Origin of the sequence: Pseudomonas sp. REP124 (assembly GCF_020164475.1) — a bacterium.
GTDB lineage: Bacteria > Pseudomonadota > Gammaproteobacteria > Pseudomonadales > Pseudomonadaceae > Aquipseudomonas.
The window spans coordinates 1-18094 of the sequence record NZ_JAIQWX010000063.1 but is presented as its reverse complement, the minus strand read 5'-3'; the positions used below and the strand labels follow the sequence as shown (position 1 = coordinate 18094).

General features: G+C 56.4%; 21 protein-coding genes, 1 tRNA gene and 1 pseudogene. 12 read left to right on the top strand and 11 right to left on the bottom strand.

Translation table 11 applies throughout. The annotated features are described in order from the left end of the window. Positions 1-95 precede the first annotated feature (95 nt). Complete coding sequence (locus K9857_RS16590) at positions 96-1034, top strand: LysR family transcriptional regulator (RefSeq protein ID WP_224537529.1); 939 nt, start codon at positions 96-98, stop codon at positions 1032-1034. Between the two features lie 136 nt (positions 1035-1170). Here K9857_RS16590 and gorA read toward each other — a convergent pair whose 3' ends face one another. Continuing rightward, positions 1171-2532 (bottom strand): glutathione-disulfide reductase, encoded by a 1362-nt coding sequence (gene gorA / locus K9857_RS16585; RefSeq protein WP_224537527.1) that lies wholly within the window; start codon positions 2530-2532, stop codon positions 1171-1173. A gap of 1 nt (position 2533) precedes the next feature. After that, complete coding sequence (locus K9857_RS16580; RefSeq protein ID WP_224537526.1) at positions 2534-2812, bottom strand: hypothetical protein; 279 nt, start codon at positions 2810-2812, stop codon at positions 2534-2536. 275 nt (positions 2813-3087) lie between these two features. Between K9857_RS16580 and cynR the strand changes: the two genes are divergently transcribed. The 4 genes from cynR (at position 3088) to K9857_RS16560 (ending at position 6763) form a co-directional block, all read left to right on the top strand. Continuing rightward, complete coding sequence (cynR, locus tag K9857_RS16575; RefSeq protein ID WP_224537524.1) at positions 3088-3987, top strand: transcriptional regulator CynR; 900 nt, start codon at positions 3088-3090, stop codon at positions 3985-3987. Positions 3988-4094: 107 nt separating this feature from the next. Then, complete coding sequence (locus K9857_RS16570; protein WP_224537522.1) at positions 4095-4724, top strand: glutathione S-transferase family protein; 630 nt, start codon at positions 4095-4097, stop codon at positions 4722-4724. Positions 4725-4928: 204 nt separating this feature from the next. Beyond that, positions 4929-5849: a LysR family transcriptional regulator gene (locus K9857_RS16565; RefSeq protein ID WP_224537519.1), complete on the top strand. Its 921-nt coding sequence runs from the start codon at positions 4929-4931 to the stop codon at positions 5847-5849. Beyond that, complete coding sequence (locus tag K9857_RS16560; RefSeq protein ID WP_224537517.1) at positions 5849-6763, top strand: LysR family transcriptional regulator; 915 nt, start codon at positions 5849-5851, stop codon at positions 6761-6763. The genes K9857_RS16565 and K9857_RS16560 overlap by 1 nt, the downstream gene beginning before the upstream one ends. Positions 6764-6801: 38 nt before the next feature. Here the strand turns inward: K9857_RS16560 and K9857_RS16555 are convergent, their stop codons facing one another. Then, positions 6802-7578, bottom strand: coding sequence for an alpha/beta fold hydrolase (locus K9857_RS16555; protein ID WP_224537515.1), 777 nt, complete (start codon positions 7576-7578; stop codon positions 6802-6804). A gap of 262 nt (positions 7579-7840) precedes the next feature. Between K9857_RS16555 and K9857_RS16550 the strand changes: the two genes are divergently transcribed. From K9857_RS16550 to K9857_RS30560, 3 genes and pseudogenes are all read left to right on the top strand, one after another. Then, a complete protein-coding gene (locus tag K9857_RS16550) occupies positions 7841-8464 on the top strand; it encodes a DJ-1/PfpI family protein (protein ID WP_224537513.1) in 624 nt (207 codons plus the stop codon). Between the two features lie 54 nt (positions 8465-8518). Continuing rightward, positions 8519-8728 carry a hypothetical protein gene (locus tag K9857_RS16545; protein ID WP_224537511.1) on the top strand — a complete coding sequence of 70 codons (210 nt, stop codon included), beginning with the start codon at positions 8519-8521 and terminating at the stop codon, positions 8726-8728. 254 nt (positions 8729-8982) lie between these two features. After that, a pseudogene (locus K9857_RS30560) lies at positions 8983-9324 on the top strand (2Fe-2S iron-sulfur cluster-binding protein); the annotation flags it as partial. A gap of 33 nt (positions 9325-9357) precedes the next feature. On the opposite strand, the gene K9857_RS16535 reads toward K9857_RS30560, so the two are convergent. The 3 genes from K9857_RS16535 to cynS form a co-directional block, all read right to left on the bottom strand. After that, positions 9358-10020, bottom strand: coding sequence for a carbonic anhydrase (locus K9857_RS16535; RefSeq protein ID WP_224537507.1), 663 nt, complete (start codon positions 10018-10020; stop codon positions 9358-9360). Positions 10021-10058: 38 nt separating this feature from the next. Then, on the bottom strand, positions 10059-10307 hold the full coding sequence (locus K9857_RS16530) for a DUF2790 domain-containing protein (protein ID WP_224537506.1): 249 nt from the start codon (positions 10305-10307) through the stop codon (positions 10059-10061). A gap of 99 nt (positions 10308-10406) precedes the next feature. After that, complete coding sequence (cynS, locus tag K9857_RS16525; protein WP_224537504.1) at positions 10407-10874, bottom strand: cyanase; 468 nt, start codon at positions 10872-10874, stop codon at positions 10407-10409. 238 nt (positions 10875-11112) lie between these two features. On the opposite strand from cynS, the gene K9857_RS30290 reads away from it, so the two are divergent. After that, positions 11113-11244, top strand: a complete 132-nt coding sequence (locus K9857_RS30290) for a hypothetical protein (protein WP_263487890.1) — start codon at positions 11113-11115, stop codon at positions 11242-11244. On the opposite strand, the gene K9857_RS16520 is transcribed toward K9857_RS30290, so the two are convergent. After that, on the bottom strand, positions 11234-11824 hold the full coding sequence (locus tag K9857_RS16520; RefSeq protein ID WP_224537502.1) for a lecithin retinol acyltransferase family protein: 591 nt from the start codon (positions 11822-11824) through the stop codon (positions 11234-11236). The genes K9857_RS30290 and K9857_RS16520 overlap by 11 nt on opposite strands. A 370-nt stretch (positions 11825-12194) precedes the next feature. Here K9857_RS16520 and K9857_RS16515 point away from each other — a divergent pair, with 370 nt between their 5' ends. Continuing rightward, a complete protein-coding gene (locus K9857_RS16515; protein ID WP_224537500.1) occupies positions 12195-12668 on the top strand; it encodes a cupin domain-containing protein in 474 nt (157 codons plus the stop codon). Between the two features lie 239 nt (positions 12669-12907). Here the strand turns inward: K9857_RS16515 and K9857_RS16510 are convergent. Beyond that, a tRNA-Ser gene (locus tag K9857_RS16510) sits at positions 12908-12995 on the bottom strand. 123 nt (positions 12996-13118) lie between these two features. Between K9857_RS16510 and K9857_RS16505 the strand changes: the two genes are divergently transcribed. Beyond that, positions 13119-13790: a Bax inhibitor-1/YccA family protein gene (locus K9857_RS16505; protein WP_224537499.1), complete on the top strand. Its 672-nt coding sequence runs from the start codon at positions 13119-13121 to the stop codon at positions 13788-13790. Between the two features lie 66 nt (positions 13791-13856). On the opposite strand, the gene K9857_RS16500 is transcribed toward K9857_RS16505, so the two are convergent. Continuing rightward, positions 13857-14294 carry an Lrp/AsnC family transcriptional regulator gene (locus K9857_RS16500; RefSeq protein WP_224537497.1) on the bottom strand — a complete coding sequence of 146 codons (438 nt, stop codon included), beginning with the start codon at positions 14292-14294 and terminating at the stop codon, positions 13857-13859. Between the two features lie 136 nt (positions 14295-14430). On the opposite strand from K9857_RS16500, the gene K9857_RS16495 reads away from it, so the two are divergent. Beyond that, complete coding sequence (locus tag K9857_RS16495) at positions 14431-15327, top strand: DMT family transporter (protein WP_224537495.1); 897 nt, start codon at positions 14431-14433, stop codon at positions 15325-15327. Here the strand turns inward: K9857_RS16495 and K9857_RS16490 are convergent. Next, positions 15324-16367: an FUSC family protein gene (locus K9857_RS16490; protein ID WP_224537550.1), complete on the bottom strand. Its 1044-nt coding sequence runs from the start codon at positions 16365-16367 to the stop codon at positions 15324-15326. The genes K9857_RS16495 and K9857_RS16490 overlap by 4 nt on opposite strands. Positions 16368-16410: 43 nt before the next feature. Continuing rightward, positions 16411-18036: an NADP-dependent glyceraldehyde-3-phosphate dehydrogenase gene (locus tag K9857_RS16485; RefSeq protein WP_224537494.1), complete on the bottom strand. Its 1626-nt coding sequence runs from the start codon at positions 18034-18036 to the stop codon at positions 16411-16413. Positions 18037-18094 lie beyond the last annotated feature (58 nt).

Here is an 18094-nt window from a genome sequence, read left to right as displayed (position 1 = left end):
TGACACCGGGCTGTGCATGCAAGAGCGGGCAGCCGATTCGTGCCGGGCCAGGGATGGACGGGTCAATTTCACTCATGCACAACGGGGGTAATCACGTGGATCTGAATGATGTCGCGCTGTTTGTTCAAGTCGTTCGGGCGGGGAGTTTCGCCGAAGCCGGGCGGCGTCTCGGGATGCCGCCCAGTACTGCCAGCAGGCGTGTGCAGCTATTGGAAGTCGCGTTGGGTACACGGCTGATGCAGCGCACCACGCGGCGATTGGTGTTGACCGATGCCGGGACCAACTTTTACGCCGAATCCGCCGATCAGATCGATGCGTTGCTACGGGTTGCGGGTCAGGTGACTAATGATTCTGCTCAGATTGCTGGTCGCGTTCGCGTGGCTGCTCCTGTGGATTTTTTCAACTGGTTTCCTGCACAGGCTGTCGCGCAATTCATCTCTGAGCATCCGCGAGTGCGTCTTGAGTTCGAGCTCAATGACGCACGAGTCGATCTGCTGGGCGAAGGTATAGACATAGCCATGCGCGGAGGTGATCGCGATCCATCGCTGCTCGCACGCAAGCTTGGCACGAGTTATCAAACTCTGGTGGCGAGTCCAGGCTATCTGGCGGCGCATGGCGTTCCGGCACAGCCCGCTGATCTGATTGCCCATCACTGCATCACCTCACCGTCTCACGGTGGCCCCCGCACCACCTGGCGGTTGGGCGGTATCGACAATCAAGCAGCGACCATCGAAGTGGACGGGCCGTTTCAGGCCAATACGGCTTCGGCGCAGCTTGAAGGTGCGCTGGCCGGATTGGGCATCGCGCTGCTACCTGCCGCACTCAGCGCTGCTCACGTCGATGCAGGGCGCTTGAAGGAAGTGCTCCCTGATTACACTTCAGGCGCAATAGGCGTACATTTTGTCTACCACAGCCGCCGACAGCTGCCTCGTGCGGTATCCGCGTTCATCGAATTCGCAGCTAACACCATTAAGGAAATGGGGTTGATGGAAATCAATAAGCGACCCGAGAATTCATTGCCCAAAAAGAAGTGATCGGGCCAAATCGAACACGGAAATTGCCGATTACATTTGGCTGCTTTTGGCCGTTTTCGGCCGGTCAAGCCGGCTACTTTGGTGCTGGCCCGGCGATATGGACGACCGCAAAATGCATCTGATAAGCCGTCCACCGTCATCTGCCCTCAACCGGTGTGCGCAGCGTCACGAACTCTTCTGCCGAGGTGGGGTGCACACCGATGGTTTCATCGAACAAGCGCTTCGTGGCACCTGCCTTCAGCGCGATTGCCAGCCCTTGAATGATGTCTCCGGCATCCGGGCCGACCATATGCGCGCCCAACACCCGATCAGTGCGCGCATCCACCACCAGCTTCATCAAAGTCTGCTCATCTGAGTCCGTGAGTGTGAGCTTCATGGGTTTGAACCGGCTTTCGAAAACCACCACTTTGTGCCCATTCTCCAACGCCTGTTCCTCGGTCATCCCGACGGTCCCGATACTCGGCTGACTGAACACGGCCGTGGGAATATGCCGGTAATCGACGGGACGATATTGCTCGGGTTTGAAGAGCCTGCGGGCGACTGCCATGCCTTCCGCTGTTGCTACCGGTGTCAGCTGAACCCGGCCAATCACATCACCCAATGCCAGGATCGAAGGTTCGCGAGTTTCGAAATTATCGTTGACGTCGATGAAGCCCTTGTCGTTGAGTTCGACACGGGTGTTTTCCAACCCCAGATTGTCGAGCATCGGGCGGCGGCCAGTCGCGTAGAAAATACTGTCGGCTTCCAGCTTGCGACCGTCATTGAGTGTCGCCAACAAGCTGCCATCAGACTGCTTGTCGATCTGCACGATATCGGTGTTGAAATCCAGTTGCAGGCCTCGCTTGGTCAGCTCCTGCATCAAGTGGATACGAACCGATTTATCAAATCCGCGAAGGAACATATCGCCGCGATACAGAAGGCGAGTGTCAGCTCCCAGGCCGTTGAAAATCCCGGCGAACTCAACCGCGATATAGCCGCCGCCGACGACCAGGACTCGTTTTGGCAACTGCTTGAGAAAGAACGCCTCGTTCGAGGTAATCGCATGCTCGCGTCCCGGGATATCGGGTATTTGTGGCCAGCCGCCTGTCGCAATCAAAATGCGTTCGGCGCTGATGCGTTTTCCGTTGATTTCGACATGGTGGGCATCGGTCAAGCGTGCATGGCCATCGATGACGATCACACCACTGTTAACCAGCAGCTTGCGATAGATGCCATTCAGACGCTCGATCTCGCGATTCTTGTTGGAGATCAACTTCTCCCAGTCGAATTGCGCCTTGCCGGCAGTCCAGCCAAAGCCCTCCGCCTGTTCGAAGTCATCGCCAAAATGAGAGCCGTACACCAGAAGCTTTTTAGGCACACAGCCAACATTTACGCACGTGCCTCCAAGGTAGCGGCTTTCAGCTACTGCCACTTTTGCGCCGAAGCCCGCAGCAAATCGCGCTGCTCGCACGCCACCTGAACCTGCACCAATGACGAATAAATCAAAATCGTAGGTCATCTCAATTCTCTGGGAAGTTTGCACGGCGTCTGTGCTGGCCAACGTGATTCAGGAGAGAAAAACGAAGCTTTATGGCGCACAGGATTGGAGCGAGCAGACTCATGAAAGAAATCCTGTACCCAGGTTTTTTCCAGTGGTGCCCAACTGGAACCGACCCTGATTCGCTGGCCAGCGCACCCATCATTTGCGGCAATAAATAACTGCTCTCGTATTCGGTGTGCGCCATGGCCGGATTGTCCAACCAGCGGTTCTGTTCGCAAGAATGAGTGACATCAATCATGAGTGGACTCCCGGTTGAGCAACGTTTCAATGACCCGAACTCAGTCAATTGCTTGTGTTGATCAGTCTCGCTATTCAGGAATGATTAGAGAATAAGCAGGGTTGTTACGACTCAATTGTGCTGGATGAAACAATCCATTCAGAAAGGTCCTGGAAGATTCTGATTTGCTGGCTGGCATCAGAAAGTCAAACCGGTGCCGAATAGCGATAAACCGATAGCATCCGTGGCCGATATACAATGCGATGTATTAGTGGTTCCTATAGGAGGGCGTTCACATGCTGCTACGACACTTGCGCTATTTGCTGGCAGTGGCGGATCACGGCGGTTTCACTCGTGCTGCGCAGGTGCTGCATGTGTCCCAACCGACGCTGTCTCAACAGATCCGGCAGCTGGAAGAAACCCTCGGCGTAGTACTTTTCGATCGAACCTCACGTACGGTGAGGGCGACCGATGCCGGGGAGGCCTATATCGCGTGTGCACGTCGCGTGCTGGTGGAGTTGGCAGCTGGCAAGCGTGCATTGCACGATGTGAAGGACCTTTCTCGCGGTACCTTGCGTCTAGCCATGACGCCGACGTTCATGGCGTACCTTGTGGGGCCCTTGGTGCGCGATTACATGAGCCACTACCCAAACATTCATCTCGAAATATTCGAGTTGTCGATGGCGGACATCGAAACAGGCCTGGCGGATGATTCATTGGATATCGCCATTGCGTTTGACCAGGTTCGAAATCCAGACATCGAGTCCATTCCGGCTTTCACCGAAACCCTGGGTTTGATGGTGGGATGCGACCATCCGCTGTATGAGTGCAAGAGCGCATTGACCACGGAGCAGCTCGCTCAGCTCGAATATGCGCTACTGACCCCAGACTTCGTCACGCGGGTCAGCATTGACGAGTTTTTTGCCAAAGCGCAGATCACTCCCAAAGTGGCGATTGAAGTGAATTCCGTGAATACCTTGCTGGAGGTCATTCGGCATACAGCGGTTGCCACCATTCTTCCTGAACCTATCGCTACCCAGGATCGCGCCCTGCGCAAGATCGCTTTGCTGGACAAGGGACCCCATCGCGGAGCCGCGCTTCTAAGGCGTAAAAACAACTATCACAGTGCTGCGTCGGTCGCCTTCATGGACTTGATGCTGGGTACCACCGCGGGCATCGATAATTACGCAGGATGAAATGCTGGATTGTAATTGCTGGTCATTCCGCTGTTTCCGAGGGCAGAGCAAGATAGCGCCATCGACGCGATCACCGAGTCGAATGTCCATAACAATCGGAGTACGTCATGTCCCAGCAACCAATCAAGCTGTATCGCCATCCTCTGTCCGGCCACGCGCATCGCGTTGAGTTGATGTTGTCTCTGCTCGGTGTTCCTACCGAGTTGGTATTTGTCGACTTGATGAAAGGCGCACACAAAACGCCTGAATTCCTGGCCATGAACAGCCTCGGTCAAGTGCCGGTGATTGATGACAACGGCTCGATTCTGGCGGACTCCAATGCGATTCTGGTTTACCTGGCTGCCAAATATGGCGAGGGTCAATGGCTGCCAAGCGATCCATTGGAGCAAGCGAAAGTCCAGCGCTGGCTTTCCGTTGCTGCGGGCCAGATCAACTCGGGACCTGCCACTGCTCGTCTGATTACCGTTTTCGGCGCCGGCTACAACGCTGAGGATGCCATCAGCAAGTCTCACAATTTGCTCAAAGTCATGGAACAGGAGTTGGGGCAGAGCAAATTCCTGGCTGGAAGTTCGCCAACCGTCGCTGACGTTGCCGCGTATACCTATATCTCCCACGCGCCTGAAGGCAATGTCGCCCTGACTGATTACCCCAGTGTTCGTGCCTGGCTGAGCAGCATCGAAGCTCTGCCAAACTTCGTGGGCATGCAACGCACCGCGAAGGGCTTGCAAGAGGCTTGAGCCAATCGTTTGGAAGCTTGCCGGGATTACCCCCGGCAAGCTTCGGCGTTTCCTGTTCCCCCAATTTTCTTTTGATCGGTTTCTGTAATTGCAGCCGATATCACGGTTGTGCGAAAAGCATTTGAGCAAACGATAATTACAACCCGTTCAGTACGCTGTAGCGTTCAAGTGCACCGGATTGCTTTCATCAAAAAAAGGTCGCTTATGGATCGTTTTCAGGAAATGCAGATCTTCATGGCGGTCGCCGAGGAGGAGGGCTTTGCTGCCGCGGCTCGTCTGCTGAACATCTCGCCCCCCAGTGTCACTCGCGCCATCGCCGCGATGGAAGAACGAATCGGCACTCAGCTTTTGTCTCGAACGACCCGCAGTTTGCATCTGACGGAAGCAGGACAACGCTATCTGGAAGACTGTCGACGGATATTGAGTGAGGTTGAAGAAGCGGAAGAGGCCGCCGCCGGCAGCTATTCGATTCCCTGCGGACATTTGACCGTGACGGCGTCGGTGCTGTTTGGCGAGTTGTACATCGCGCCACTTCTGGCGGAATACGTCGACCAGTTTCCCTCGGTTCATGTCAATGCCTTGCTGGTTGATCGGGTGGTCAACATGGCTGACGAGGGGATTGATGTCGCAATCCGGATCGGCCATCTGCACGAAAATAATCAGCACGCCATCAAGGTCGGTGAAGTCCGTCAGGTGATATGTGGCACTCCCGAGTATTTTCAGCGCTATGGGAAACCACGCCATCCGGGCGAATTGAGCACAGCCAACATTGTCATGTCCTCGGCCAGCCATCTGCTGAGCGACTGGCAATTTGACAATGAAGGCAACGAGCTCAGCTTCCGATTCGAACCCCGCCTGGTCGTCACCGCTAATCAAGCCGCCATCAATATCGCGAGCACCGGCTGGGGCATCACCAGGGTTCTGTCTTATCAAGTTGCTGGCCAGGTTGCAGCGGGTGAGTTGGAGTTGGTGCTCGAAGAGTTCGAACCACCAGCACTGCCGATTCAGGTGGTGTACCTCAAAGGCAGTCGAATCCCCGCGAAGGTGCGTACCTTTGTAGATTTTCTTGTGGATCGATTGGGACGAGATACGGCGCTTAAAGCTGTGGTGAAGGGTTCACACTGATGGATCGATACCATGAAATGCTGATGTTCGAAGCGCTATCGGAGCATCCAAGTCTGGCCGCTGCAGCCCGACGTCTTGACGTATCCGGGCCGACGGTCGTGCGCGCTATTGCCCGCCTGGAGGAGCGACTCGGTGTTGCGCTGCTACAACGCAGCACGCGTGGGGTAACGCTGACCGAGGCGGGCGCTGGCTTCATGGCAGACTGTTCTCGCATCCTCAAGGGTATTGAGGACGCCGAAGCTTCGGCCAAGGGGCTACATGTTCAGGCACAGGGCAACCTCAAGGTTCTGTTGCCATTGCTGTTCAGCCGGCATGTCATGACCCCGTTGCTATCGAGCTACATGGATCAATACCCTGAAGTGAATCTTTACGCCCAATACCATGATCGGATTCCGAACATGAATGAGGAGGGGATCGATGTGGCTGTGCTGGTCGGTGACCTTCCAAACTCATCGTTGGTCGCACGCAAAGTGGGGCACGTGCGTTCGATGGTATGCAGCAGTCCTGCGTATCTTGAGGCGCATGGTGAACCGAAAGTGCCAGACGATTTGCGAGATCATCGATTAGTGGCCACGCGTGCTTATCGGGAAAAGATCCAGTGGGATTTTCTAGAAGACGGTGTCGTGAACCCCGTGAAGGCACGGACTCGAATAAGTTGCGCAACGGTTCAGGCGGCTATTGATGCCACTGCCAATGGCGCAGGGATTACTCGTTGTTTGAGCTATCCGTTGTATGACTATCTGAGAAGTGGGCGGTTGCGCCGGGTTTTACAGCCTTATGAATTGCCGGCGATGCCGGTGCATGTGGTGTACCGCGAGGGACGCAAGGCCTCAATGCGGGTTCGCAGTTTCGTGGATTTTATTGTCGATGGCCTGCGCGAGCATCCGGCCATGAAGCCGGATGCTCTTGAATGATTACAACGCCCCCGGGTACTGAGCGGCGCTGCAAATGGTTAATTAGCAGTAGCAGCTGTTTCAATCAGGCTCGCTACGACCTTCGGATTCGACACCATCACCACGTGTGATGCGCCTTTGACCACAACGGTCTTCTTCGCGTGCGCCCGCTCTGCCATGAATGCTTGCGCTTGTGCAGGAATGTTCTTGTCCTTGTCGCCATAAACAAAATAGGACGGAACGGTTTTCCAGGCGGGCTCGCTCGATGCCTCATTGAGCGCTGCCACGGTCACTGGGCGCTGGGTTGCGGCCATCAGTCTTGCATCGGCATTCGAAACATCCGCGGCGAACTGATCGTGGAATTTGTCCTGCTGGATGTACAAATCCTTACCGCCGTCGGCCAGTTCAACGGGCGGAGCCAGCGTTGGACCCAAGGTGTTACCTGGGAACCGGCCTGCCAGGTCTGCGGTGGATTCTCCGGCCTCTGGTGCAACTGCTGCGACGTACACCAGCGCTTTGACGTTGGCTTTACCGTAGGCAGCCTCACTGATCACCGGGCCACCGTAGGAATGCCCAACCAGGACCACAGGGGTTTTGATGCTCGCCAACACATCCGCCACGGACTGCGCGTCACCCTTGAGGGATCGCAGTGGGTTCGAAGCAGCGATCACCGGGTAGCCATCTTTTTCCAGAATCTTGACGACGCCGTTCCAGCTGCTGGAGTCGGCGAAGGCACCGTGCACCAACACAACGGTTGGTTTAACTGGAGCCGCCAGTGCCGCGGTAGCACTGAACATTGCCGCAGTGAGCGCCAGACCTGCGAATAACTTGTTCATTCGGTGTTCCTGTATGTGAGGAGAGAGGAGAAGCGACAGGCCCATTTGAACCGGATGTGTTGTCTCGTATGTGTCTGGGCGACCCGTTGTGCGCATGGAAATGTATCTGCGAGAGCCTGAGCTACAGACTGATACAAACGAAAATCGGGCATTTCAGACCGTGAAATAGTGGATTGTATTTTGTGGTCGTTCCCTCAATTGCGCTTGGAGCGGAGCATGGCAACACAGACGGTTATTCGCTCCAAGGCAGAGGTTCTATGACATGAAACGCGTGCTTATGTTGCTGGCAAACGGTGTTGAGCCGTTGGAAATGGCTGCTTTCACGGACGTACTCGGATGGGCCGACTTGCTGGGTGAATACCCCATTGAGCTGGTAAATGCAGGCCTTCGTAAAAAGATAGTGACCACATTCGGCCTTACGCTTAACCCCAGCTTTCTGTTGAGCGAAGTGGACGTAAGCAGTTTCGATGCCTTGGCCTTGCCGGGAGGATTTGAGCCTTCAGGTTTCTATGAGGAGGCACTGAGCGAGCCCTTTCTGGACACCATTCGCCACTTTGTCGAGTCGGGTAAACCGGTCGCCAGCGTATGCGTGTCATCCGTGTGTCTTGGTGTAGCGGGCGTACTTCGTGACCGCAACGCCACGACCTATCACCAGGAAGGTGGCAAGCGAAAAGGTCAACTGTTGGAGACCGGCGCTCGCTTCATCGACAGGCCCATAGTGGTTGACGACAACATCATCACTTCCAGCGGACCAGGCACCGCCACTGAAGTTGCATTCCTGCTGCTTGAGCAAATAACCAGTGCCGACAATGCGGCATTCATCCGGAAAAAAATGCGTTTCGCCACACCTGATCAAGCCTGGTACGAGACACCGCAAGTCCCCTAATCGCATCCTCGGACTTTTCACAGTTTGATGGGTTACCAATGCGTAGAGGTGATCATGAATCAATCGGACGCGCCAGGAACATCGCCCTGGCATGAGGGTGAACGGCTACTGCAGCAGAGCGTCGGTGTTGCGGATCACATGGAGATATTTGGGCGTAAAGTCGTCCGCGACTATATGCCCGGCCAGCATCGCCTGCTCTACAACCAGCTGCCCTATCTGATCGTAGGTGCGGTCGATGATCGAGGATGCCTTGGACCACGTTGATCGAAGGGCCTCCAGGTTTCATCGAATCACCGGATCTGCGGACTCTTCAGATCGATCGGCTACCAGCCGATGGGGATCCGGTCAAATGGGCACTGAAACAAGGTGCTGCTGTCGGGTTATTGGGTATCGATCTCAAGACCCGAAGGCGAAATCGAATGAACGGTAATATCCGCACCGCCCCTCAGGCGGTTTTCCCGTTTCTGTGGTTCATGCGTTCGGCAACTGTCCTCAGTACATCTCGGGAGCAAGCCGAGCCTTCGACATTGGTCCGTCAAAGGGATCAACTGACTCCGGCTGTCGAGCAGATTCCAGCGTCAACGAGTCCGCTGAAAGTGTTGTTTCTAACCTCATCCAAGGAGGCACGTAGGGAACCAGGTGGTGGGAGCCTTTTGGAACTGGCCGAGAGCCGTGGCCTGAATCCGGAATTCAGCTGTCGTGGAGGATCGTGTGGTACATGCCGTACCAAACTGGTCAGTGGTGAAGTGCACTATCTGAATTTGCCGGCTGAAATGCCGGCCGAAGGGGAGGTGCTGATTTGCTGCGCGGTGCCTGCACAAGCGAAGGAGGGCGACGCCCCCCTTGTGCTGGATCTTTGAGGCAATGGCATCAGTCGCTCATCCCGCCAGGCATCAGGCTACAGCTTTCGCGGGACGAGCCTGGACGGCACAGGTGGTTGGATTCTTGACCAGAGACTTGAAAGTCTTGTTGTCGGAATCCAGGGCATCGATCGAACCAGCCCCGATGTCGTAGACCCAACCATGAAGATTCACCAGACCTTTTTCCTGAGCCAGGCGCACGCTCGGATGGGTCTGAAGGTTGGCCAGTTGAGCGATGACATTTTCCCGAACCATCGAACTTACTTTGGCGGCTTCACTGGCATGAGGGCGCGATTCGTTGATGACTTTTGCCGACTCGGAATGTTGCAACCAACCGGCAACCGCTGGCAGGTGATCCATGCATTTGCACTTGGCGACAGCGGTCATGGCGCCGCAATCCGAGTGGCCGCAGATCACGATATCCGTTACACCCAGCACAGCGACGGCGTATTCGATAGTGGCTGAGACGCCACCGGGATTAGGGCTGTAGGACGGCACGATATTGCCCGCGTTACGAATGACGAACAGTTCGCCCGGCTCTTGTTGCGTCAGCAGTTCGGGAACGACGCGGCTGTCGGAGCAGCTGATGAACAGCGTCTTTGGCGTCTGCGTTGTGGCCAGGTGCTTGAACAGCTCGGTACGTTGTGGAAATGCTTCTTTTTGGAACTTCGAAAAACCTTCGATGAGTGCTTTCATGATGTCTGCCTTTGAGGGTTGTTTAAGTTGAGTGATGATCAGTTGGTGCAGCCGCTACCAGTTACGCTGTATTCCAGGACGTGCGTTTCACCGTGGGAATCGCGGTAGGTCATTTGCACCGGAGTTGGACCACAGACATCAGCCGTAGGCGTGATGTGGATAACTTTGGCAATGTCCAGTTGCATCCCGTATGCGTATGGAACAGCCTCTGGTGCGACGACAGCTTGTTGTGCATAAGCTGACAGCGAGGCCGTCAGGGACAGGGCGAGAAGCAGAATTTTTTTCACGACGGTTCCTCCAATCAAATGTGGTGGTCGATAAGGGTCAGTAAGTTTTTGAAGCAGGCCCGCAGAGATTGCGGGCCGATTTACAGATGCCGGTGCAACTTAGAAAGGACGCAGTGGCAGGAACTTGCCATCGAGGGTGATCACTGCACGGTGACCGCCTTCCGGGTCTTCTACTTTCTTCATGTCCAGTTTGAAGTTGATCGCGCTGATGATGCCGTCGCCGAACTGCTCGTGAACCAGGGCTTTGAGGGTGGTGCCGTAGATCTGGATCATTTCGTAGAAACGGTAAATGGTTGGGTCCGTAGGTACACCCGACAGGCTGCCGCGCAGTGGGATGACTTGCAGACGGGCGATCGAGTCGGCATCCAGATCCAGTTTTTCGCCGATCACTTTTGCAGCGGCTTCGGGCAGTGGATGTTGGCCGAGCAGGGCAGCGGTGACATAAGCCAGGCCGAGGCCGGTGCCTTCAGCGACGTCCTCGAAGGACAGATTTTTACGAGCCTTGGCGTCCAGAATTTTAGCGGTCAGTTCGAGGCTGGTGTCGTTGTAAGCGTGGGACTGTTGCATGGTGAATCTCCTATCGGGTTTGCTTGGTTGGTGTTGCTGAGGTGTGGAGTGATCTTCTGCCCATTGATCGATAGCGTCCAAGACCGATATGCAATGCGCTGCATAAGTCCTGCCTATAGATGAACGTTGTGGGGAGCATGAGCGTTGAAAACTCGGAATCACTGGCGCTGGTGCCCAATGGTTATCCGGTCTGGATTGATGTCTCGCGGGGGGGGGCATCGGTGGGGCGGGCACAGCCATGCGCTTTGAGCTGCCTCTGCATGCTCACAACCTGCCGTTGATGCATCGTCAGGAAACCAGGCTGGTGGTGGCACTCAAAGGCGAACTGAAAATTCGTGCGGGAAGACAGCGGCTCGAACTCAAGCAATGAGTCCGGTTTTCGATGAAAACATCAGCCGAAACAAACGAAGTGGTTGATGAAAGTACTTGCTAACTTGTGAACTGTAGCTATGTCCGTAGATACACCAATTACAAAAATGCTCGCAGTTATTCGAGAGGATTTTGTATTGCGATTCTCCCACTCTCGAAAGGGCGCGATCAATTATCTCGTCGCTTGGGAAACCGCAGTGTTCTGGATGAACTAAAACTGAGTTTCCGCTTGCAAAATGTTCCAGGTCGGTGACAACGATCGGGCCGGCCTGGAGCGAGGAACTCAGCCCTGAATAGTGCGCTACCTTGCCGTCCCCCAGGTAAATGCCATGATGGACGTAGAATTTACGCGGGCTGACCAGATGCGACCCGGCAACCAGGTCTTCACTGGTCATCACCTGGATCGCCGCTGAGCTTGATTGAATGGTTATTGAATGGGCCGCGCCGGTACAACGCGAGCCGCTTTCGAGGAATTGATCCTCCACACTTGATTCGCAGTCAATGTTTACAACTGCCGAGTTCAAATATATGGAACCCAGTGAGGACAGGATGCCGACTGTTTTTATCAGTAGCTTTTTCATGATGCTTTCCTCTGAAGCCTTGGATTCAGGGTATCTTTTTGGAGGAAAGCGGGCAGTTGCACATAGGTTTTGATCGAGTAGCCAATTTATATGTGCGTCTAATACTTCAGTATTACTTTTACGAAATCAGCCAGTGATCAAAACCACTTGGGGCACGAAGTGTTTCATCCAATTAACAATGCAACCCTTGCGGATGAAGCGAGTGGGGGTGTGGTTTGTAGCGCAGTGTATCTCTGATGTCTTTAGCGAGTTTCCGATACAAAACCCCGGTCTCCCCGACACCTATGAGATACACCGTTGGCTCGAAATGGACTCACCGCATCAGCGGAACAAAACACGGCCTAAACCGTGCACTCATCGGAGAAGCTCAATGTCTCGTTTCAACGCCCGCAAAACTATCGGCATGTTTGGTGCCGCCATTGCCGCCGCCGTTTCCCTTTCTGGAATGACGGCGATCGCCCACGCTGAAGACGTGAAAAACTCCGCAGCTGTACAAGGTGCGCCGGCAGCGAAGAGCTGGCAGACAGGCTTGCATCGTACAGATCTCGTCAAGCGTGATCTGGGTGTCTCCGATCGAGAAGTTATCCAGGTACGCGTTGACTTCGATCCAGGTGTCGCAGCACCGAAGCATTCTCACCCAGGTGTTGAGGTGGCGTATGTCATCAGTGGTACCTTCAAGTATGAGCTTGAAGGGCAGCCGGCCGTTACGCTCAAAGCCGGCGACTCCTTGTACATCCCGGAAGGCACCGCTCATATCGCCACGAACATCGGCAGCACCACTGGCTCCGAGCTTGCGACATACATCGTGAAGAAAGACACCCCGATCGTAATTCTGTCCAAATAGGCATCGACAGTCGTTTGTCCGTTAGGCGAGCCCGTACGTCCGCATGGCGATCAATCTGGTTTGGATTAAAAGTAGACAGGGCCGGTTGCCGCTGATTTGGTGCCCTCTGCCAGCCGAAATGGATAGTTGTCGAAAAACAGTGATTTTTCTAAGGTGTGGGCTGGAGTATGGGCTGAGCCGAAATTACGGATTACAGAAACGACAAAGCCCTGAATAATCAGGGCTTTGTCGTATGAAGATGGCGGAGGCGATGGGATTCGAACTCATGGACCTGTTACAGTCGACGGTTTTCAAGACCGTTGCCTTAAACCACTCGGCCACACCTCCGTATCTGTTGCGGGCGCCATAATACCTGAATGAAACACACTGTCAAACTCTCTGCATAGCTTGTTACAGAGCGTCTGTTATGATCTTTGCGTCTGAACGTTACAAACCAACAGGAGTGTCGCCATGCGCGAACAGGATTACGCAGTTAATAACAGCTTGCAGGCTGAGCAGCTAGAGGTTAGCCGCGTCCTGCGAAACACTTACGGCTTGCTCGCCCTTACCCTCGCATTCAGTGGCCTGATGGCCTACGTCGCTCAGCAGATGCGTGTCGGCTACCCGAACATCTTCGTGGTGCTGATCGGCTTCTACGGTCTGTTCTTCCTCACCAACAAACTCCGTGATTCGGCCTGGGGCCTGGTGTCGGCATTTGCCCTGACCGGTTTCATGGGTTTCCTGCTCGGCCCGATCCTCAACCGTTACCTGGGCATGCAGGGCGGCGCTGAAGTCGTCAGCTCGGCGTTCGCGATGACCGCACTGGTGTTCGGTGGTCTGTCGGCCTACGTGCTGATCACCCGCAAGGACATGAGCTTCCTCGGCGGTTTCATCACCGCAGGTTTCTTCGTCCTGCTGGGTGCGACGCTGGCAAGCTTCTTCTTCCAGGTCAGCGGTCTGCAACTGGCGATCAGCGCAGGTTTCGTGCTGTTCTCCTCGGTGTGCATTCTGTTCCAGACCAGCGCCATCATTCATGGCGGCGAGCGTAACTACATCATGGCAACCATCAGCCTGTATGTATCGATCTACAACCTGTTCATCAGCTTGTTGCAGATCTTCGGCATCATGAGCCGCGACGACTGATCAGTAGCTCTGAAATGAAAAACCCGCTTCGGCGGGTTTTTTATTGACTGCGATTTGTGCGAAGGCTCACGCCATCGGCGGCAACCGGCGTTTGACCGACGTTTTCTTGATGATCGCCGTGTTGGTTTCCGCAAGCGTGTTGAGGCGATCGAGCAGGGCGTCCAGTTGTTCCATCGAGCGTACGTGCAGGCGCGCGATGAAACAGTCTTCGCCGGTGACCTTGTCGCACTCGGTGAACTCGGGAATGGCCATGATTTGCCGCTCCACTTCATGCAACTGGCCCGGCAGTGGACGAACCCGCACGATGGCCTGAAGCTGATAGCCGAAGCATTTCGGATCGATTTCAACGGTGTAGCCTTTGAGTACGCCGCGTTCTTCCAGGCGGCGCAGGCGCTCGGCGACGCTGGGCGAAGACAAACCACTGATCTGCGCCAATGCCTTGAGCGAGCGTCGCGAGTCTTCCATCAAGGCGCTGATCAGCACCTGGTCGATATCGTCGGTCATGATGAAATCCTCAATTAGGCAGTTTTCAACAATTGCCTTGATAAAGAAGGCAGATGCCGAGTTTAGCCTGATTTATGCGCTGGAGTAGCCCCTGCGCGGCTTGTCATACTTTGCCCATCAACAGAGGAGTCTGAAGATGGACAAGACAATACGCCATGGCTCGTTGGAAATGACCGCCGCCATGCTGATCTCCGGCACCATCGGCTGGTTTGTGCTGGTGTCCGGGCAACCGGTTCTGGATGTGGTGTTCTGGCGCTGCCTGTTCGGCGCGGGCACGTTGTTACTGATTTGCGCGGCATTCGGCTTCCTCCGTCCGGGGATCCTGACCCGCACCACCTTCCTGCTGGCTGTGCTCAGCGGCGTTGCGATTGTCGGTAACTGGGTGCTGTTGTTCGCGTCTTACTCACGGGCTTCCATTGCTATCGGCACGGCGGTCTACAACGTTCAGCCGTTCATGCTGGTGGGGCTGGCCGCAGTGTTTCTCAACGAGAAAATCACCGTGCAGAAACTCTCATGGCTGGGCGTTTCGTTCCTCGGCATGCTGGCAATCGTCAGCGCACACAGCGGGCAGGGCGAGAGTGGCAATGAATACCTGATTGGCATCGTGCTGGCGCTGGGCGCCGCATTCCTTTACGCGATTGCCGCGCTGATCATCAAGCGCCTGACCGGTACACCACCGCATCTGATCGCGTTGATTCAGGTCAGCACCGGCGTGCTGCTGCTCGCACCCTTTGCGAACTTTTCAGCGCTGCCACAGGCGCCGAGTGCCTGGGCCAGCCTGGTGACCCTGGGCATCGTGCACACCGGCGTGATGTACGTGCTGCTGTACGGCGCCATCCAAAAACTGCCGACCGCATTGACCGGCGCGCTGTCGTTCATTTACCCGATCGCAGCGATCTTCGTCGACTGGTTTGCCTTCGGTCACCGTCTGGAACCGCTGCAATGGATCGGCGTGGTCGCCATCTTGCTGGCGGCTGCCGGGATGCAGCAGGGGTGGAGTCTGAAGTTTCGCAAGGCGGTAACCAACTCCTAAATGCTCCACTGCGGCGCGGTTCTGGCCAGACGCTGGCGCATCTCGCCGATATTGGCCGCCAACTGGCGGATCAACAGTCGGTAACCGTCCTGAGAACTATGGATCGGCGTGTTTTGAAGGGAGTCCGACGGCACTGGCGCGGACCGCTCGAGGCGCAGGTATTCACCGGTCTTGAGCGCCCGGGCCATGCCAATCAGTTGCACCCGGATCAGCCGATGTTCGGTTTTGAACTCGGATTGCAGCTGACCCATCGCTTCAGCATCCCCGCCATCCGGCCGCGTATTGCCCAGAATCTCCAGGGTACTGACACACATGCGCAAGTGCCGCTGGATGGCGTCGAGCTCGGTCATGGAAATCTTCACTTCCTTGGACACCGATGGCATCAGCGAGCGCAGTTGCACCATCACCGCGTTCAGGCGACCCACGAGTTTGAGGTGTTCGTCGGCGGTGACGGGCTGGCCGTCGATGATCCGTCCGTAGATCTTCGCGCAGTCCCGCAGGGCGTCGGCCAGGTTGTAGCGCCAGGAATAGACAGCGTAGAGCGGCAGGGCGAAGGAAAATGCCAAGGCCAGCGCAATGCCGATCAGAATATCGACGCCGCGCCACAAGCCGTCGGAGATCGGGTTGTCGCCATGACCGGCGACGATGAAGACGGTGATACCTGCCAGCAGTGCGGTGTATCCGCCTTTGCCGATGGCGTGATAGGAGAAAAATCCGCAGATCACCGCCATCACCAAATAGGTCAGCCAGGGCATTCCGAGCCAGGCCTGTTGCAGCACTAGCAACAGACCGATCGCCGCTCCGACCAGGGTGCCGATGGCCCGTTCCGCGGCCTTCTTGCCGATATTGCCGTGGTGCTGCAAACCGCCGATCACCACCAGCATCGTCACCGACGCCCATTCGCCGTGGGGCAGATGAATGCCGGTGGTCAGCAGGATCGATGCCAGCAACCCCAGCGACACGCGCACCGCGTGGATGACCTTGGCATGGCGATAGCGCCGGTACGGGTCCAGCAACGGACGCAGCAGCCGGCGCAGCAGTGGTGGCAGTCGATGCTCCAGGGACCTGCTCAGGTTCGCCTCCTCAGAAAATGTAGTCGGTGGTCAAAAAGCTCGAGCTGCGGCCACTGATGATCTCGCTGATCAGGTCCTTGTTGGTCTCCTGGAATTTGGTGGCGACTAGGGTCCGGATCGAAAACACCCTCAGCGCGTCATGTACCGACAACGTGCCCTCGGCCGAATTCTTGCGGCCGTTGAACGGGTAGGTGTCCGGGCCGCGCTGGCACTGGGCGTTGAGGTTGATGCGTCCGACCTGATTGGCGAAGGTGTCGACCAGGCGGCCGACCGCCACCGGGTTGGTGCCGAAGATGCTCAGTTGCTGGCCGAAGTCCGATTCGAGGACGTAATCGATCACGGTGTCCAGGTGGCGGTACGGCACGATGGGCACCACCGGGCCGAATTGTTCTTCCTGATAGACCCGCATCTGCGGCGTCACCGGGTACAACACCGCCGGGTAGAAGAACGACGCCCGGGCCGCGCCACCGTTGGGGTTGACCACTTTCGCGCCTTTCTCGACGGCATCGGCCACCAGACCATGCAGATAATCGACCTTGCCTTTTTCCGGCAGCGGCGTCAGCGCCACGCCACTGTCCCAAGGCATGCCAGGTTTGAGTGCGGCCAGTTTGGCGTTGAATTTCTCGATGAAGGTGTCGACCACGTCTTCGTGGACAAACAGGATTTTCAACGCGGTGCAACGCTGGCCGTTGAACGACAGGGAGCCGGTGAGCGCTTCGCTGACCGCGTTGTCCAGGTCCACCTCCGGCAGGACGATGCCGGGGTTCTTCGCATCCAGCCCCAATGCCGCCCGCAGACGGTGAGGGCGCGGGTGCAGTTTCTTCAGGTCGCTGGCCGCCTTGTTGGTGCCGATGAAGGCGAAGATATCAATTTTTCCGCTGGCCATCAGGGCGCTGACGGTCTCGCGGCCGCTGCCGTAGATCACGTTGATCACCCCGGCCGGGAAGCTGTCGCGAAAGGCCTCCAGCAGCGGGCGAATCAGCAGTACGCCGAGCTTGGCCGGCTTGAAGACAACGGTGTTGCCCATGATCAACGCCGGAATCAACGTGGTGAAGGTTTCGTTCAACGGGTAGTTGTAGGGACCCATGCACAGCGCCACGCCCATCGGTACGCGACGGATCTGGCCGAGGGTGTCCTGTTCCAGTTCGAAGCGGCTGGAGCGGCGGTCGAGTTCTTTCAGGGCGTTGATGGTGTCGATGATGTAATCGCAGGTGCGGTCGAATTCCTTTTCCGAATCCTTGAGGTTCTTGCCGATTTCCCACATCAGCAGTTTCACCACGGCCTCGCGCTGTTCGCGCATGTGCTTGAGGAAGGTTTCGACATGCTGGATGCGCTCGGCCACGCGCAGGGTCGGCCACAGGCCCTGGCCGCGATCGTAGGCGCGGACGGCGGCGTCGAGGGCGGTGAGGGCGGTCTCGGCGTCCAGCAACGGCGTGCTGCCGAGGATGACCTGTTCATCGCCGGCCGCACTGCTCAGGTACACCGGGCTGCGTACGGTGGCCAGGGCGCCGGGCCAGGTTTTCAGGACGCCGTCGACCAGGTATTCGCGCTGCTCGATCTGCGCGTCGAAGAGGTATTTTTCCGGGATGCTGCCGGCCTCGGGGAAGAGGTTGCCGAGGAAGTCTGCTGTGCTCATGTCGCTACCTCATAAGAAATGTCTGCCGCGAACCTGTAGGAGCGAGCATGCTCGCGAT

Excerpts from the sequence above, each read along its gene's own strand:
- gorA (WP_224537527.1), bottom strand. The coding sequence starts at position 2,532 with ATGACCTACGATTTTGATTTATTCGTCATTGGTGCAGGTTCAGGTGGC.
- K9857_RS16580 (WP_224537526.1), bottom strand. The coding sequence starts at position 2,812 with ATGATTGATGTCACTCATTCTTGCGAACAGAACCGCTGGTTGGACAAT.
- cynR (WP_224537524.1), top strand. The coding sequence starts at position 3,088 with ATGCTGCTACGACACTTGCGCTATTTGCTGGCAGTGGCGGATCACGGC.
- K9857_RS16570 (WP_224537522.1), top strand. The coding sequence starts at position 4,095 with ATGTCCCAGCAACCAATCAAGCTGTATCGCCATCCTCTGTCCGGCCAC.
- K9857_RS16565 (WP_224537519.1), top strand. The coding sequence starts at position 4,929 with ATGGATCGTTTTCAGGAAATGCAGATCTTCATGGCGGTCGCCGAGGAG.
- K9857_RS16560 (WP_224537517.1), top strand. The coding sequence starts at position 5,849 with ATGGATCGATACCATGAAATGCTGATGTTCGAAGCGCTATCGGAGCAT.
- K9857_RS16555 (WP_224537515.1), bottom strand. The coding sequence starts at position 7,578 with ATGAACAAGTTATTCGCAGGTCTGGCGCTCACTGCGGCAATGTTCAGT.
- K9857_RS16550 (WP_224537513.1), top strand. The coding sequence starts at position 7,841 with ATGAAACGCGTGCTTATGTTGCTGGCAAACGGTGTTGAGCCGTTGGAA.
- K9857_RS16545 (WP_224537511.1), top strand. The coding sequence starts at position 8,519 with ATGAATCAATCGGACGCGCCAGGAACATCGCCCTGGCATGAGGGTGAA.
- K9857_RS16535 (WP_224537507.1), bottom strand. The coding sequence starts at position 10,020 with ATGAAAGCACTCATCGAAGGTTTTTCGAAGTTCCAAAAAGAAGCATTT.
- cynS (WP_224537504.1), bottom strand. The coding sequence starts at position 10,874 with ATGCAACAGTCCCACGCTTACAACGACACCAGCCTCGAACTGACCGCT.
- K9857_RS30290 (WP_263487890.1), top strand. The coding sequence starts at position 11,113 with ATGCGCTTTGAGCTGCCTCTGCATGCTCACAACCTGCCGTTGATGCAT.
- K9857_RS16520 (WP_224537502.1), bottom strand. The coding sequence starts at position 11,824 with ATGAAAAAGCTACTGATAAAAACAGTCGGCATCCTGTCCTCACTGGGT.
- K9857_RS16515 (WP_224537500.1), top strand. The coding sequence starts at position 12,195 with ATGTCTCGTTTCAACGCCCGCAAAACTATCGGCATGTTTGGTGCCGCC.
- K9857_RS16505 (WP_224537499.1), top strand. The coding sequence starts at position 13,119 with ATGCGCGAACAGGATTACGCAGTTAATAACAGCTTGCAGGCTGAGCAG.
- K9857_RS16500 (WP_224537497.1), bottom strand. The coding sequence starts at position 14,294 with ATGACCGACGATATCGACCAGGTGCTGATCAGCGCCTTGATGGAAGAC.
- K9857_RS16495 (WP_224537495.1), top strand. The coding sequence starts at position 14,431 with ATGGACAAGACAATACGCCATGGCTCGTTGGAAATGACCGCCGCCATG.
- K9857_RS16485 (WP_224537494.1), bottom strand. The coding sequence starts at position 18,036 with ATGAGCACAGCAGACTTCCTCGGCAACCTCTTCCCCGAGGCCGGCAGC.